Below are 15,765 nucleotides of genomic sequence, written 5' to 3'. Positions count from 1 at the left end.
AATGAAACAACTACATCTTATAATCAATGGAAGGGTACAGGGCGTAGGTTTTCGATACTTTGTCCAAATGATTGCTATGGAAAATCAGATAACCGGCTGGGTTCGCAATAAAGCAGATGGAACCGTGGAATGTAGGGCTGTAGCTTCTTCTGAAACACTGCGAGCTTTTGTGGAAAAAGTAAAAAGGGGTAATCGCTTTGCCAGAGTGGACCATATAGAAATACAGGAAAGTGAGCCAGAAGAACTATTTTCGAGCTTTAAGGTTATTTATTAAATATTCCATAGGACATATTCAATTTCTGCCATGTTCTATTTTTATTAAATTATGCTTGTATAGACTTGAAAATAATAAATTTTCATGTCAGAATAATAATATTTTAAAAAACAAAATAAGATGTACATATATTATTAGGAGGATCATATGTGGAAAGACTTTAAAGCATTCGCAATAAAAGGAAACGTAATAGATTTAGCAGTAGGGGTAATTATTGGAACGGCATTCAGCAAAATTGTCAGTTCACTAGTAGATGATTTGATCATGCCGCTGTTCGCCCATTTTATTGTCGGCGTAGATTTCTCAACATGGTCTTATTCAAGTATAAATTACGGAAACTTTATACAACGAATTGTTGACTTTTTCATTATTTCTTTCTCTATCTTTTTAGTAATTCGTTTTTTAAATCGCTTTAAGAAAAAGGAAGAGGTCCAAGAAGAAGCAGTAACTGTTGATACTAAAGAAGAGCTATTAAAAGAAATCCGTGATTTACTAAAAACAGAAGTTATTCGCGATAAAGATGGTTTAAATTGAAACCTTTTTGTGCCTTGTTCGTATTACTATATAAATTAAACACAGTACAGGAGTGAAGAAAAATGTATGCATATAACCCAAGTAATGAATATATGCCTTCTGTTTTAAGAACTTTTGCTCTTTCTCTAGGAATAGCATTTATCGGAACAATGATCGGTAATTTCGTCCCAGCCAATTTATTTTTACCGTTATCAATTTTAGAGGTTGTTCTTTTATTAATCGCTATTTTCGCAAGAAGAGGAAAATCTTTATCTTATGGTTTCTTATTTACCTTTACGTTTATTTCAGGGATTACCACTTTTCCAATCGTCTCTTATTATGTATCCACAGTTGGCGGAAATGTTGTCATTAATGCTTTGGGTACTACGACAATTGTGTTTGCTGGGGTTGCTATATATGCAACAAAAACGAAGCGCGACTTCTCTTTCTTAAGAGGAATGTTACTCGCTTCCCTAATCGCTTTAATCGCTATCGGGATTTTCAATATCTTTTGGCCATTAGCAACAGGTGGCATGCTCGCGTATTCCTTCATTGGTGTCCTAGTATTTAGCGGCTATGTGTTGTATGATTTTAATCGAATGAAACATTATGGTATAACAGCAGATCAAGTCCCTTTAATGGCCTTGAATTTATATCTCGATTTTCTAAATTTATTTATAAGTATCTTACGTATTTTCGGAATTCTGTCCGAAAGAGATTAAAAAGGTTTGAGTAAAGAGGCCAAAACCTCCTTGCTCAAACCTTTTTATATGTATGCCTATAAATAATCCGCTATTTGTCTTCTAATTAATCGAATCATTTCTTCTGGATTATCTTTTATTACAAAAGAGTGCACTCCACGATTTGTATGTAAATATAGCATTTTATATTGATTACTCGAGGGCTTAAAGGAAATGTCATGGATGGTGTGTAAATGAAATGTCTGCTCGGCGCTAGTAACTCTATCACTCCATAACTCAAGACTTTTTTCTTCTTCGATTATTTCCATATTCAAGTCAATCTTTCTTGTAACAACAAAATAGGAAAGAGAAAATATTTTCACCTTTACCTCCTTGCACCTATCCCATAGTATAGAATGATTATGGATAACGAAATTAAACGCTATCCACCTGCAAAATCAGACAGTGTTATTAGACAATATTTTGGAGAATGCCATCATTTCCTGGAAAATAATTTGGTATTTCGACAACATGAAAAATCGATTTTTATCAATAATGAAAATATTCTCTTTCTCCCAGACTTTCTTTCGACAAACTTACTAGCTTTAGTATGATTTTATTTATTATTAGATAGGCAAGAGAATGACATCACATTCCCTTGCACATCATCAATAACTTCTATACTTCTTTGCAAGTTCTTCTGTTTCTTTCTTCCGTTTCTTTCGTGCTTCCGCTCGTTCCTTCGCTGATTCGTAAAGGCTCTTTTCCTCTTCTGTTTGTGGAATAACTTTGGGAACTTTTGTCGGTTTTCCATTTTCATCGATGGCAACCATCGTTAGAAAGCTAAGTGCACATAAATGGCGCTCTCCAGAAATTAGATCTTCTGCTGTTACTTTTACAAATACCTCCATGGAAGAAGTTCCTGTATAGGTAACAAAAGCTTCTAGACATACAGCATTTCCCTCATGAATTGGATACAAAAAATCGACTGAATCAGTCGAAGCAGTAACAATTCCTCTTCTTGCATGACGCATCGCCGAGATAGCAGCTGTATCATCAATATAGGCCATTAATTTGCCACCAAATAAAGTTCCATAAGTATTAGTATCTGTTGGAAAAACAATACTTGTTTTCACCACTAGTGACTCACTACAAAATTTTGACTCTTCCATAGCTCCTCCTTGCATATTCATGGGAGTTTTCTTCTTGTTTAACATATCTACCATCTTATTATATGCTAATTTAGGAGGAAGAGTCTAATATTGCTTAGATTAAGGTTATCGAAAAAAAGAATTTTTCTTCCGGGCTTTTAACAGATCCCCCATCCACCCTCGTGATTTAAGATAGAAATATACAACAACCGTGGAGCCAATAATTATTGCTAAAGAAAAAACGTAGCCGAATTTCCATTTTAGTTCTGGCATAATTTCAAAGTTCATTCCCCATAATGCTCCCCAAGCCATAATTGGTGTACATATTGTAGTGAATACCGTCAGTGTTTTCATAATTTCGTTTCCTCTATGTTGGGATACTACTTCTTCAAAATCAACGAGATTATTTAATTCTTTTTGATATTCTTCCACCAAAATTAATCCTCTTTCGATTCTCTTAGTAACACGAGCATATACCTTTCCTTTTGTGATTTCCTCGCCAAAAGCTTCCTCTAATGAGTATCTGATTTCAAGAAAAGGAATCATGACATTCTTCCAAACAAGAAGTTCATGTCTAGACTGATATACTTTATCTAATGTTTTTATACTATTTCTCTGTTTAACATCCCAAATCAATTGTTCTAACTGTTGTTCATAAGCGTCTATATGATACAAAATATCTGTCATTACTTTTCCTAGAATAACCATAAATCCTTCAATCGGTGTTTGTGCATGCTTAATCTCTTTTAATAGATTGTTTCCATCAATATGTAAACTATTATCCTTATAATCATAAGTGATTAATGTATCGCGTGATAAGAAAAAATGAAAAATTTCATAATCTTCTCTTTTATCTATTTCTCTATGGTATATAAGCGAACCACTTAATACTTCTTGATCTTCTTCTGACGTATCAATATGAAGATAGTTACTTCGATTCCCTTTTATATCGCGAAACCATGTGTTTATTAATGGACCCTTTTCAAAAGAAACTTTCTGTATATCCGCTTCTTTCAATAACTGAAACCAGTCCCAGTTCTCTAAACGGTATCTTTTCACTTGAATCTCCCCTTAAACGCTTTTCTATTATTATTCCCTGAATGACGTTTGTAAAACTTATAATAGGGTAAATAAACAATAGGATGGAACGAGAAGGAATAAAATTAGGAGGGATTATCTCATGTTTGGAAAAAATTCAATGCGTACATTTGCAATTGTCGGGGCTGGATTAGGAAGTTTTTTCCTGTTTACATCAAAAGGAAAAGACATGTTTCATCGCTTTAAAAGCAAATTCAATTCTACGCAACAAGAGGACTTACTTTCTAAAGCAGGAAATCCCGCTCCAGATGATATCGGTGACAACAATATGGTAAATGAAGGTGCTATGTATTCCGTAAATTACTATAATAAACAAAGAAATAGTAACTAGTTTCGATGCAACTAAATGAAAAGGTTCATTACTCGGACTATTCCTTTCATCTAGTAATGATTAATTAAAAGACATTTATGTACAGAATGGGAAAACTTGAATCAGTAGAGAGAATCGACTGATTCAAGTTTTCTCTCATAAATGAACTATCTTTTTATTCATAACTTTTGGCTTCAATTGATCCTTCGCCCGTTTCATTCTTGTTTTGACCGTTGATAACGGCGTTTTTGTATGGTTGCTTATCTCTACCAATGTTTGATTGTGGTAATAAAAAAGCAGTAAAGGTTCTTTGTACATATTTGGTAGTTCTTCTAATGTATCAATCATCTCTTCTTTTTCACATTTGCTCATTAATGTTTCCTCAGGTTCCAAAGCCACAGAAGTATCTCTCGCATATGTATAAACAGACTCTTCCCAAAACTTCTTAGATGTTTTCTCTTTTCTCCAGTAGTCTCTACATTTATTTAGAGCAATTTTATAGAGCCAGCTTTTCACTTTATGGTGGTCTTCAAAGCTGCCAAATGAGGTATACGCGGAAATTAATACTTCCTGATACAAATCTTCCGCTAGTTCTTTATGCTTAACAAGCGATAATATATAGATATAAATTGATTTTCCGTATTCCTTCACGACTTGTTCAAATAATTCTTCTTGATTTCCCACAGTATATGTTTTATTTATTAGGGATTCCATGTTCTTTCTTTTTCCCCTTCCCAGTTTTACGATTCTACTTAATAAACGCTTGCGCCTATGCGAATCCCTACACTTTTTTAAAAATTTTTATTGGAATTTATTCACTGGTGTCAGCCACATAGAAACTCCAATTTTTTTGCATATTGTTAAATAATGCATGGAAGCTAATATAACTGCTCCTAAATTCATCCCAATTGCAATTCCGCTCATTTGAAGCTGGCTTAGAGATCCTAAATAATAAATCGCTGCATAGGAGAATGATGTGGCCCACACACTATGAAAAACCGCATCTTTCAACAAGCCCAAACCAATTAAATATGCTTGCATGGGAATGGTGAAGTAATGAAGTAAAAAATAGGGCCATAAAAGCTGCACAATTATAGCTGCCTGAGTAGAGTGAAAAAAGGTCATCGTCAGTGTGTCCGCGTAAAAATAAAAAATCCCAACAGATATGGTTCCGTAAATAGCTGTTATGATCATCACTTGCTGCAATAATCTTTGTAGTTTTGCATAATCTTTTTGTACATATGCTTTTGAAACAGTTGGTATAAGCATTGTCATGAAACTATGGGATATAAAAGCTGGAAAAAAACCTATTGTCATCGCTATCCCTGCAAGCATTCCATACTGTTCTGTCGCATTTGCTACCGTAATTCCTGAGGCAACAAGTGCTCCTTTTATAAGAAAAGGCTGAATGGCATGTGTTAAAGCATGAAATATTCGAAGACCTGTTGTCGGAATAGACACAGATAATAAATCCTTCCAAATGACTTTCCCATTCATGCTTTCATTTTTCCCTTTTTTAATTCGTTGATATTGCACAAAAAACATATGCAATAAGTATAATAATACGACTGTATCACTCCCTACAATGGTAAAAAAGGCAATCAATACAGAAGTATTTAAATCAAAGGAAAACCATTGAAACAAAAAGACTAATAAACCTAGTTGAATAATTTTTTTCAAAAAATTAGAAGCTGCAATTTTCCCCATTTGCTGTTTTCCCATAAAATAACCTCTTGCAATAGAAGTAAAGGAAATAATCGGCAATAGAAGAATAACTAGCCACTTCAAGAGTGGATGATAATCATAAAAAATAGGGATAAAAGGTATGATGATAGATGCGATGGTGGTTAGAAAAATAGTAAAAATAATGGTCCACTTTAATACTTGCTGCAGCATCGATAAATGATACTTGGAATCTTTTTCAGCAATAAATTTCGAAATGGATGTTGGCAATTCAAAGGTAGCAAGCAGTACAATAAGAAAGATAGTAGGTAATATGGTCATAAATAAACCTAGTCCATGTTCTCCAAGTTCCCTTGCCATTACCATATTAATAATGAATTCAATACATTCGCCAAAAAACGCGGTAACAATTAATAAAAAGGTCCCTTTATAAAATGAACTCATGAATCTCTCCCTCAATCTATCTTCCACAAGCATGTAAGTAAAAGATGTGTGTTTATTTTCTCTTCTTTAACATCATATGAGACAAGTTCAAAAAATATTTTCCTAGATTGTCTTTTTCTTTATTGAAGAGAGAGAAATGTCTTAATTAAACGTTTGATTAAGGGACCTATTCCATTTCATTTAAGGATTCTTTATTAATTGTTTATTCTACAAGCGAGTGTTTAAAAGCATAAATGACAGCCTGCGTGCGATCCTGTACTTGCAGTTTACTTAATATATTACTTACATGTGTTTTAACCGTTTTTAGAGCAATAAATAATTGGTCAGCAATTTCCTGATTACTCTTCCCTTCCGCCATTAACAAGAGAATCTCCATTTCTCGGGTAGTTAGCTCTTCGTGCAGAGGTGTAGATTTCTTTTCTCGCATTTTTGTCATCATTTTATCGGTGACTTCAGGCTCTAGGACAATTTGTCCTTGATATGTTTCGCGCACAGCTCTTGCAATTTCACTCGCCTTGGATGTTTTGAGCATATAACTTGTAGCCCCCGCCTGCAAAGCAGGATATACCTTTTCATCATCAAGAAAACTGGTAACAATAATAATCTTTGCATCCTGCCAAGCGTCTATTATTTGCCTCGTTGCCTCAATTCCATCCATTTCATCCATTACTAAATCCATCAAAATCACATCTGGCTTTAATTGAAGAGCAAGCTCGACAGCTTTACGGCCATTTTCCGCCTCTGCAACAACTTCAATATCTGTCTGTGCAGATAAATAAGAAGAGACTCCAATCCGCACCATTTCATGATCATCCACTAGCAATACTCTAATCATTTAAATCCTCCTTTCTTCCCAAAATCGGTACTTTCACTTCTAATCTTGTTCCTTTATTTTCCAAACTTATCAATTTTAATACTCCACCAATTTCGGCTGCTCTTTCGTGCATATTTTGAAGTCCATAAGATCCTGCTTTTCTCTTATCCACATTAAAGCCGACACCATCATCGATGATTCGCAATATAACAAATGCCTCCCTTTGAATAAGCTGTACTTCTAGGGAATTTGCTTTCGCGTGTCGTAATGTATTGGATACCGATTCTTGAAGAATTCGAAAAAGATGATCTTCAATTCCTTTATCCAAATCGATATCTTCTAGTTTCATTTCTATTTCTAAAGATACCTTTTGCTGAAGTTCATGTAATAATTCAACAATTCCCGCTTTTAACGTTTTCCCTTTTAAAGCGATTGGTCGTAAATGAAGTAATAAAGCTCTCATCTCTAATTGAGACTGTTGAATCGTTTCCTCTACTAACTGTAATTGTCGTGATTCATGATCATTCGTTTTCGGTCTTGTTTCATTAATTGCTGATAACAGCATCGATGCCGCAAATAATTGCTGGCTAACCGAATCGTGCAATTCTCTGGCCAGACGATTCCGCTCTGCAATAATGACAGTTTGAACTTTCACCTCTTGATCTTCCGCTTTCTCATTTACGAGTTTCTGAGATAACTTCGTTTGTTCCACTAATTGATTCTGCAGTTGAATGATTCTATAGCTTAAAGATTGGAGCTCCTCTGTTGAACCAATTGGCTGAACTGGATAATACTCCATTTTATCCATTGTATGTAAGGTTTCTTCCATGGAACGAATTTGTTTTTTCCAAGAAAATCCTGATAAATAACCAATTAAAACACCTAATGTAATATCCACACTGATTAAAAATAAAATAAATGGAACATCCATTACTTCTTTTTCCCACAAAGCACTCCAGTTTGACGGTGGAAAGACGATTAGATAGCTTATAGAAAAAAATACAAGTAAAAGAAGGGATGCACTTACTCCCCACAAAATTTGTCTTGTTATAATACTCATATTCTTTTCACCTCTAAGCTACCTGTAATTAATGAGGTGAAGATTTTCACTCTCGTCTCAGCCTGATCAAATCCAGCTGTCCGAATGCTTATATTTTGATTCCAAATCTTTTCTTCTGCTTCGCTAAATATTTGATAGGAACCAAATAAACTAGAATGGTGGATACTGACTTCCATATCATAAGGGATATATACCTTCACATCTCCGACAATATTTCGAATCATCATAACTGTTTCACCCTCTGGTAACACCGTGTAGCTAAGGTCCACAGTAGTATTCGTTATGCCACCCTGAATGTTGATATCATCCCATTCATATACATGATCTGGGGTGATATTACGGCTAAAAAGAGAATTCATAAACAAGGGCTTTTTCTTTATTATAGTTTCTTCTGTCTGTATGGCCGTTTCCTTATCTCTTATGATTGGTTTAATAATATCCTCGGTATTCTTTTTTTGAAATAATTGAAAAAGGTAATAAGCAAGGAGTGTAAACAAGATAATTTTCACTGTAACCATATTTAATATACTAACGATTAAAAGCAGGCTCCCTATCCAAAAAAGAATCTTCCCAGCTCCGCCGTTCCGTGATTTCTTTGATATATAAATCATGCCAATTGAAACAAGAAGGGAAAAGATTAGTCCGGGATTAAAGACGAAGATTTCTAATAACAAAAAACCTCCAACAATATAAACCCAATTTGCATAGTTATCTTTTATTTGTTTAAACATTGGCTATTCTCTCCCTTCTTTATTTTATTTGGATGAATATCTTTAAATAATAGAAGGCTGGCTTTACATGCTCCAGCCTCTTTTAGGATACCATTTTTTTATAAGGAAATGGAGTCATCTTCTTTTTTTAACATATCTTTCTCTAATGCTGCTAACTTTTCGTCCATTGTTTGTTTATAGTATTCTGTATTTATTTTTTCTTCTAACGTTTCTATATATTGTTCCATTTCACTGAATCGCGTTGGATTTGTTGGATTCGCCTGTTTTTCTTCTAAAACTTTATTCATTGTATGATGGGCTTTGGTTATATTTTCTTTTGCCATCAGCTCCATCTGGCGTATTTTCATATCCTTCAATTTATGCTTCATGTCCATATATTTCGTTTCTATTTCATGCAATTGCTGCTCTGTATTTTTTAACGACTCTGTTAAGCGTGCTACTCTTTCTTCATAATGAGTCTGCTCTTGTTTAGCATAAGCAGAAAGTTCTTCTTCCCCTGCTTTGCTTGCCACCTCAGCCTGTCTTTGTCTTTTCTCCGCCATTTGTTCAGCCTGTTGTAATTCCTTCATGAATTCTTCTTTTAATTTATATTGTCTTTCGACCATTTTTTTTACTTTATCTGTCTCTTTCTCACATTCTCTTACATATTGATTTAAAAGCGCGATTGGATTTTTTTCTTCCTTCTTATCTAATAAATGATTAATGTCGGCCATTACCGTATTTTTTATTCTTTCTAATAGATTTGTCATGTTAACCTCTCCTTATTTATTTAATTCTGACCACTGTTTTTCAAAATTTACAAAAGGGTCATCCGTTGTTTTATTTGTAATAATGTTTTGCTTGTTGTTCCACTTTTTGTAAACAAGATATAATACATATGCGGCTGCTAATCCGATGATAGCAGGCAGGTTACTAGCCGTTATGATAAGCATAATCACTCCGGCTATTCCCCACCACAGCTTACCTGATGAGCTTGTTGCTTTCGTGTATTGCTTAAAGGCAAAATAAAGAATTGCTGCACTAATAACTAAACCGAGTATTGGACCTATCTGTGATAATAGGATGATAGAGGCAACTGCCCCAATAAGAAATAAACCAAATTTTTTCATTTTACTTTTCGCTCCTTTCTTATCTACTATGTTACCTCCTTCAAGTTTTTTTCATAACATGCCTTAGCTTGATTTTCCACTACAACTTTAGTCTTAGAGAATACTAATCCTAAAAAAACAAAGAAAAAACTGTTCATAATGGAACAGTTTCAGACTGTAGACAAACTCCTGTATTTTGGAAATAGAAGTTTGAGTAAAGTATATTTATTAATCTCTTTGAATTTAGACGTTACTTTCCGCTCCGGGGGTTCGCTTTCCGCGGGGCTCGCGCTGAGCCGCTTCGGCTTACAGCCTGCAGGGTCTCAGACTGTCTCGCTAATCCCACAGGAGTCTCACCCCCTCTACTCCAAGCAACACATGAAAATGCATTTTCACTTCTCCAATATCTTTTTGTCGACAAGCTGAAACTGTTCATAATGGAACAGTTTTTCTTCTACAGTAATTATTTTTCTGTGCCTGTCAAAAAGCTCTTGGAGCGAATTCCTGATCTTCTAAGAACAAAATCTACATCTACTTTAATATCTGCTTTTGAAAATTCTTGATTCCACTTGTCTTTTATTTTCATAAATGAATCATAGTCTTGCCTTCTCATTGCTTCTCCAAATCCGAAAATATCCGTTTCGTATTGGCTTTGAACATGTGAAATGGTATTCGATATTTCTTGGGATAAAGCTTTATTCACTAGTTTTTCATATTTTTCAATGGTCCCCAGCTTATCCACACTTTTATAGCATTGCGTACCCTCAAGATATCCTTCCGCTTTTATCCCAACATGAATTACAGGCTTATTATTCTTCCATTTAGAAGTTGTTTCTGTTTGCGATTCTGTTACACGAATAGCACTATAGTCTCCCTGTCTGCATTTAATGGTAAAAGAAGTAGTTTTTAATTCATTCCGAACCCACAAATAATTTCTCGAATCTTCCATGCTCAGAAAATCGATCAATTTACCCTTTTTAAATATCGCCAGAGAATCAACGACTATTATTGCATCCGGAGTTACCTTCATGATATTTTCCATACTATTTCCTTTTTCTACATCTCCTTTTAAACGGACAGTTGCTAATACTGGTTCTTTTCCTTCTAGGTTCAGTTCGGAGATAAACTCAATAATACTCATTCCCGGGTCTCCTCCCCAATCCTCTAATAAATGATCCAATTGTGGAGATAACTTTAAGGAGGATGCCTTTCTATAATGGGCAACTACTTTTAAGATATCTTCTGCCTTTCCATCTTTTGCAATAATAATTTTAAAGTCATCCCGTATCTCCCTATTTCTTTCCAAAAAGTCAATAAAATCAAGCATTCCCGACCTAGCTATTTCCTCACTGATTACCAGTATCTTCATATGAGAGAAAACTAGAAACTGTGCATAGTACTCATTTAAGTGATGCGTAATTTCAGAAATAGTATTTCCCTCAATGCCCTCTACTATTGTGGGCGCATTTCCGGCAGCCGTTTGGGTATTTAATTCTACTGCATTCAATGCCTCTACTGTCAATTTATATTTTGCATTTTCGCCTTTATCAATGGCCATCCCTGATACTAATTTAATTTCTGATAATTCTTTTCGATCCCAACAACCAGTTAATAGAAACAAACAGTTTAGTATACATAGAAAGACACAAATTTTCTTCACTTTTCCTTCCCACTTTCCGGTTTAGGCGGAGATGGGGACCCTTGTGGCTTTTGCCTATTCTTTACATTTGGACTTAAATAGGAAGAACGCTTATTAATGGACCATAGCGGAAAACGAACAAATACGTCCTTTTGATCTTCAATAATAAATGGAGCAACAGGTGCTAAATACGGAACTCCAAAGGAACGAAGAGAACTTAAGTGTGCAACCATAAATACAAGTATTAAAAGAACACCATATAACCCTAAAATAGAGGCAACAATGATAAGAACAAATCGAATAAGTCTAGATGCGTTCGCGAAGCTATAATTGGGAAAAACGAAATTAGCAATCGCAGTGATCGCCACGATGATAACCATAATATTGGAAATAATTCCTGCTTCAGCGGCTGCCTGTCCAATTACTAAAGCCCCTACAATCGAAACCGTCTGACCAACGGCCCGGGGCATCCTTACTCCTGCTTCCCTTAAAATTTCAAAGGTAATTTCCATGATAAATACTTCTACTACAGCTGGAAAAGGTACATCCTCCCGCTGTGCAATAACACTCAGTAATAAAGTGGTTGGCAGCAGCTCTGGGTGAAAAGTCAAAACTCCTACATATGCGGAAGGCATGATTAAACCAATCATAAAAGATAGATAGCGAATTAAACGTACGAAACTACTCATAAAATAGTTTTGATAGTTATCTTCAGGAGAAGTGAAAAAATCAGTCAGTACTGCTGGAACAATTAATACAAATGGTGATCCATCAATGATGATGACAATTTTTGCATCCATTAAATAGGTAGCTACTGCATCCGGACGCTCTGTATTCATCGCTAATGGAAAAACAGTCAAGCTTTTATCTACAATTAATTCCTCAACATTCGCTGACTCAAATACAGCTGAAATATCAATTTTATTTAATCGATTCCTTACTTCTGTTACTATTTTTTCGTTTGCAATCGAATACATATACCCCATGTATACATTCGTACGCGTTTCGTTTCCTATCATAAATTTTTCAAAACGTAATTGGTGATTTCTTATTCTTTTTCTTATTAAATTGATATTTGTGGAAGCATCTTCTACAAAAGAATCCTTTGGTCCCCGTACGACTGTCTGTGTAGTAGGCTCGGCTACTGATCTGCCTTCACTATTTAAATAATTTAAACTAAGTGCCTGCCCGACTCCTCTAAAAGCAATAACGATACGTCCTTCCAAGAGAGAAGAAACGATTTCATTAACCTTTTTTAATAATTTATATCCAGAAACACCAAAACTTTTTTTACTTAAACGCTGTAGATCTTCAATTGTATCAACAACAATATCTTTATCGGCTGAATTCTCTAACGTATTTCCTAACATCTCTTTTAACATTTCTGTATTAACTACTGTTTCTAAATAATAAATACAGCCTTCACTTTTTCCAACTCGAATCACATCTGACTGCAGATCAGCTGTATTTCCAAAGGTTAAACTTATCACCTCTCTCAATGCCTCAAAGGTAAGTTCATCAATCCCTATTTCTTTCGCTTCGGTCGGTACGACTTTAGAGGGTATTTCTTTTTTGCTATTTATAGACATCAGTTTTTTAAAATAATTCATATTTTCAACCCCCTTTTTTCATCCCTTTGTTCTTTCCATTTTTTCATTAACAACACAAATGTAATCAAAATAGGTACCATAAATTCCAGTGGAACATGAATAAGAAATAAGTCTACATTTAATCCTTCCACGATATGGTCCGAAAAATCGGAAGAAATGAAGATGGTAAACATCGTTGTGATACAGGCAACTGGCATAGCAAAATATCGGTAAGGTATCCGAAAAATATACTCCATTCCTTTTAAGCCGCCATATAGAAACACAGAACCTTTAATTAATATTCCTAACATCATAATAAATACTACGAGCACGTCGATCCTTTCCAAAAACTCTCCTATACTGACAAGTCTTGCCGCTATCAATAATGGAAAATTGGCTCGCGCTGCTGTATTTTCCCCTAGTGTGGCTATAATGATGAAAACCGATGATAGTAAGATAATACTTGCGACAACAACACTAACTAAAGCTACCTTCTTCGTTGCTTTAAAATCTCCAATATGAGCGAAAATAACCGTAAATGCTATCAACTCTCCATATGGGAAGGCAACGATGGATGGAATAGCTGCTTTCATTATTGGCTTCATACCATTACTTAAAACTGGCTGCACATTAGTAAGGTTTATTTTTTCACCAGCATATAAAAAGATAAACAGCAGGATGATAAATAAAAACATATAGGGACTAAATATTTCAGCTGTTCTTCCTAATACTTCAATTCCTAAATATAAGATATAGCCAATTACTAACATAAGCGCTAATATTGTAAATTCGATAGGTGTCACAGGCAGAATGGCAGATGTGATTAGTTCCCCAAAGTCTCTAATTACTCTTGCAGACACATAGAGGAAATAACTTAAGTATACGAGAGCTAATACGATAGCAACTTTTCTAGAAAAGCAATATTCCATCATCTCATATAAGTTTTTCCCAGGAAGCAATGACATTAAATAAAGATAAAAACTTATTATAATTACGCCGACAATCATACCAATTAAAACAACTATCCATGCGTCTCTTTTGGCATCAATTCCTATACCAATTACGATAGAACTTCCCAAGAGGAAATTTATAATCATCGTAAATATTTGGGTTAAAGATAGTTTTTCTGTCAACATAATCACTCAGCACCTTATCGGTTTTAATTTAATGTAATCAGAATTAGATCGTCGCTACTTCCTAAAACACATTCTGTCCTCTACTTTTTACGTTTTTCTTGGAGTTAAATTTATTCCAATGTTTTATTAACATGATAAATACCATTAATGCCGGCAGGCCAAATTGTAAAGGAATATGTAAAAGAAAAGGATTAGACTGTAATCCCTCCTCCATATGATCGGTATAATTTCGAGCAATTAATGTGGTAAATACCCCTACAATACAGATCATCGGAATCGAAAAATACCGAAATGATTGATCAAAAATGTACTCGATTGCTTTTAATCCGCCATATATATAAATACAGCCTTTTACAAGTGTTCCGAGCATCATACAGAAAACAACAATAGCATCGATTCGTTGTAAAAAATTCCCTATAGAAACTAGTCGAGCTGAGCTTAATAAGGGAAAATTGGAACGTAATCCAAGCTCGTGTCCTAAAGACAAAATAATCATGACGGAGGTTACTAACAATAATAAACTTGAAATCAAAACACTATAAATAATAATTTTTTTACTGTACTTAGCATTTGAAACATTGCTCATTATGAAAGTTAAAACGAGTAATTGTCCATACGGTCGTACAATTTCATAGGGAAACACAGCAGTCCATAAAGGCTTAAATCCGCCAGCTAATACCGGTTTTATATTTGAAAAATCAAGGTTTTTACCAGCATATAAGAAAATAAATAAAAGCAGGATAAAGATAAATGCATAAGGCGTGAATATCTCTGCTGTTCTCGCAAGAACCTCCACACCCATATACAATATGTATCCCATTACGAACACCAGCATAATGGTGGAAATCTCAATTGGCGTTAAGGGAAGCACTGTACTTGCTATCAACTCTCCAAAATCACGTATTATTCGACAGCTATAATAAAAAAAATAAGCTGCATAAACGAGACTGAGCCCCTTTGCAATTGGCCGATTAAAGCAATATTCGAACATCTCAAATAAGTTTTTCTCTGGAGCTAAAGAAATCATATAGATAAAAAATAAGGAGATGATAATTCCTAATCCTAAAGCAATCAGAAGTACAATCCATGCATCCTCTTTTGCTTTTAATCCAAGACCTATTACAATCGTACTTCCAATTTGGAAATTAAAAACAACTGCCGCCAATTGAGTTAACGAAATGCTTTCTTTTAACATGGCTGTAACACACTTCCTTTTAGAAAAGCGCAAGCGCCTCATCTTTTGCTTTAATATTATCCTCCAACCCTGATATACTATATGCAACTGTTATTAAATAGAGGATTATCCTTGGGTTTTCTGCTTGCTTTGTTTTTTATTTTTCCATAATCGAATATCAACTACGACTGACCAGACAAAGCCTAATATTGCAGTAAATACAATCGTAATGGCTCCTGCACCAACTTCCGCTTCGTATATTCTTTTTATACATTTCATAAATCCCTCATGAAACACAAAAATATCTAGACCAACTGTTAAAATGCCCATAGATGTAAATATTAATAGATAAGCAAAAGTTACCATTTAACCCTTCCTTTT

Annotated in this window: 19 protein-coding genes; 4 read left to right on the top strand and 15 right to left on the bottom strand. The window is 34.6% G+C overall.

Annotated elements, in window-relative coordinates; translation table 11 throughout:
• The first annotated feature begins 1 nt into the window (after position 1).
• The 3 genes from NiCM35_RS17695 (at position 2) to NiCM35_RS17685 (ending at position 1,509) form a co-directional block, all read left to right on the top strand.
• Complete coding sequence (locus tag NiCM35_RS17695; RefSeq protein ID WP_123258882.1) at positions 2-274, top strand: acylphosphatase; 273 nt, start codon at positions 2-4, stop codon at positions 272-274.
• Positions 275-421: 147 nt separating this feature from the next.
• Positions 422-808 carry a large conductance mechanosensitive channel protein MscL gene (mscL, locus tag NiCM35_RS17690; protein ID WP_095330689.1) on the top strand — a complete coding sequence of 129 codons (387 nt, stop codon included), beginning with the start codon at positions 422-424 and terminating at the stop codon, positions 806-808.
• Between the two features lie 62 nt (positions 809-870).
• Positions 871-1,509, top strand: a complete 639-nt coding sequence (locus tag NiCM35_RS17685) for a Bax inhibitor-1/YccA family protein (RefSeq protein WP_095330688.1) — start codon at positions 871-873, stop codon at positions 1,507-1,509.
• Positions 1,510-1,565: 56 nt separating this feature from the next.
• On the opposite strand, the gene NiCM35_RS17680 is transcribed toward NiCM35_RS17685, so the two are convergent.
• The 3 genes from NiCM35_RS17680 to NiCM35_RS17670 all read right to left on the bottom strand — a co-directional run bounded on the left by NiCM35_RS17680 (position 1,566) and on the right by NiCM35_RS17670 (position 3,677).
• Positions 1,566-1,850 (bottom strand): hypothetical protein, encoded by a 285-nt coding sequence (locus NiCM35_RS17680; protein ID WP_433780329.1) that lies wholly within the window; start codon positions 1,848-1,850, stop codon positions 1,566-1,568.
• 285 nt (positions 1,851-2,135) lie between these two features.
• The gene (locus NiCM35_RS17675) at positions 2,136-2,639 is read right to left on the bottom strand and encodes an acyl-CoA thioesterase (RefSeq protein ID WP_095330730.1); all 504 of its coding nucleotides are present in this window, start codon (positions 2,637-2,639) and stop codon (positions 2,136-2,138) included.
• Positions 2,640-2,744: 105 nt separating this feature from the next.
• The gene (locus NiCM35_RS17670; protein ID WP_095330684.1) at positions 2,745-3,677 is read right to left on the bottom strand and encodes a magnesium transporter CorA family protein; all 933 of its coding nucleotides are present in this window, start codon (positions 3,675-3,677) and stop codon (positions 2,745-2,747) included.
• 121 nt (positions 3,678-3,798) lie between these two features.
• Between NiCM35_RS17670 and NiCM35_RS17665 the strand changes: the two genes are divergently transcribed.
• Positions 3,799-4,047 carry a YbyB family protein gene (locus NiCM35_RS17665; protein ID WP_047941743.1) on the top strand — a complete coding sequence of 83 codons (249 nt, stop codon included), beginning with the start codon at positions 3,799-3,801 and terminating at the stop codon, positions 4,045-4,047.
• A 135-nt stretch (positions 4,048-4,182) separates the two neighbouring features.
• Here NiCM35_RS17665 and NiCM35_RS17660 read toward each other — a convergent pair whose 3' ends face one another.
• The 12 genes from NiCM35_RS17660 to NiCM35_RS17605 all read right to left on the bottom strand — a co-directional run bounded on the left by NiCM35_RS17660 (position 4,183) and on the right by NiCM35_RS17605 (position 15,750).
• Positions 4,183-4,740: an RNA polymerase sigma factor gene (locus NiCM35_RS17660; RefSeq protein ID WP_095330683.1), complete on the bottom strand. Its 558-nt coding sequence runs from the start codon at positions 4,738-4,740 to the stop codon at positions 4,183-4,185.
• Positions 4,741-4,827: 87 nt separating this feature from the next.
• On the bottom strand, positions 4,828-6,153 hold the full coding sequence (locus NiCM35_RS17655) for a polysaccharide biosynthesis protein (protein ID WP_123258880.1): 1,326 nt from the start codon (positions 6,151-6,153) through the stop codon (positions 4,828-4,830).
• A 202-nt stretch (positions 6,154-6,355) separates the two neighbouring features.
• Entirely contained in the window at positions 6,356-6,988 is a 633-nt protein-coding gene (locus NiCM35_RS17650; RefSeq protein WP_123259994.1) for a response regulator, read from the bottom strand.
• On the bottom strand, positions 6,981-8,027 hold the full coding sequence (locus NiCM35_RS17645; RefSeq protein WP_095330678.1) for a sensor histidine kinase: 1,047 nt from the start codon (positions 8,025-8,027) through the stop codon (positions 6,981-6,983). The genes NiCM35_RS17650 and NiCM35_RS17645 overlap by 8 nt, the downstream gene beginning before the upstream one ends.
• Complete coding sequence (gene liaF, locus NiCM35_RS17640; protein ID WP_433780325.1) at positions 8,024-8,758, bottom strand: cell wall-active antibiotics response protein LiaF; 735 nt, start codon at positions 8,756-8,758, stop codon at positions 8,024-8,026. Before liaF ends, NiCM35_RS17645 begins: the two co-directional genes overlap by 4 nt.
• 98 nt (positions 8,759-8,856) lie before the next feature.
• Positions 8,857-9,507 carry a PspA/IM30 family protein gene (locus NiCM35_RS17635; protein ID WP_095330676.1) on the bottom strand — a complete coding sequence of 217 codons (651 nt, stop codon included), beginning with the start codon at positions 9,505-9,507 and terminating at the stop codon, positions 8,857-8,859.
• A gap of 12 nt (positions 9,508-9,519) precedes the next feature.
• A complete protein-coding gene (locus NiCM35_RS17630) occupies positions 9,520-9,867 on the bottom strand; it encodes a lmo0954 family membrane protein (RefSeq protein WP_095330674.1) in 348 nt (115 codons plus the stop codon).
• A 442-nt stretch (positions 9,868-10,309) separates the two neighbouring features.
• Entirely contained in the window at positions 10,310-11,506 is a 1,197-nt protein-coding gene (locus NiCM35_RS17625; protein WP_123258876.1) for a Ger(x)C family spore germination protein, read from the bottom strand.
• The gene (locus NiCM35_RS17620; RefSeq protein WP_433780323.1) at positions 11,503-13,095 is read right to left on the bottom strand and encodes a spore germination protein; all 1,593 of its coding nucleotides are present in this window, start codon (positions 13,093-13,095) and stop codon (positions 11,503-11,505) included. The genes NiCM35_RS17625 and NiCM35_RS17620 overlap by 4 nt, the downstream gene beginning before the upstream one ends.
• Positions 13,092-14,210, bottom strand: coding sequence for a GerAB/ArcD/ProY family transporter (locus tag NiCM35_RS17615; RefSeq protein WP_123258874.1), 1,119 nt, complete (start codon positions 14,208-14,210; stop codon positions 13,092-13,094). Before NiCM35_RS17615 ends, NiCM35_RS17620 begins: the two co-directional genes overlap by 4 nt.
• Positions 14,211-14,271: 61 nt before the next feature.
• A complete protein-coding gene (locus NiCM35_RS17610) occupies positions 14,272-15,405 on the bottom strand; it encodes a GerAB/ArcD/ProY family transporter (protein ID WP_123258873.1) in 1,134 nt (377 codons plus the stop codon).
• 105 nt (positions 15,406-15,510) lie between these two features.
• Positions 15,511-15,750 carry a hypothetical protein gene (locus NiCM35_RS17605; protein ID WP_095330663.1) on the bottom strand — a complete coding sequence of 80 codons (240 nt, stop codon included), beginning with the start codon at positions 15,748-15,750 and terminating at the stop codon, positions 15,511-15,513.
• Positions 15,751-15,765: the final 15 nt, after the last annotated feature.

It is taken from the genome of Niallia sp. M35 (genome assembly GCF_050971705.1).
In the GTDB taxonomy this organism is placed as follows: domain Bacteria; phylum Bacillota; class Bacilli; order Bacillales; family Cytobacillaceae; genus Niallia; species Niallia circulans_A.
Note: the sequence above shows the minus strand (reverse complement) of the source record. Positions and strands in the feature narration are given on the sequence as shown.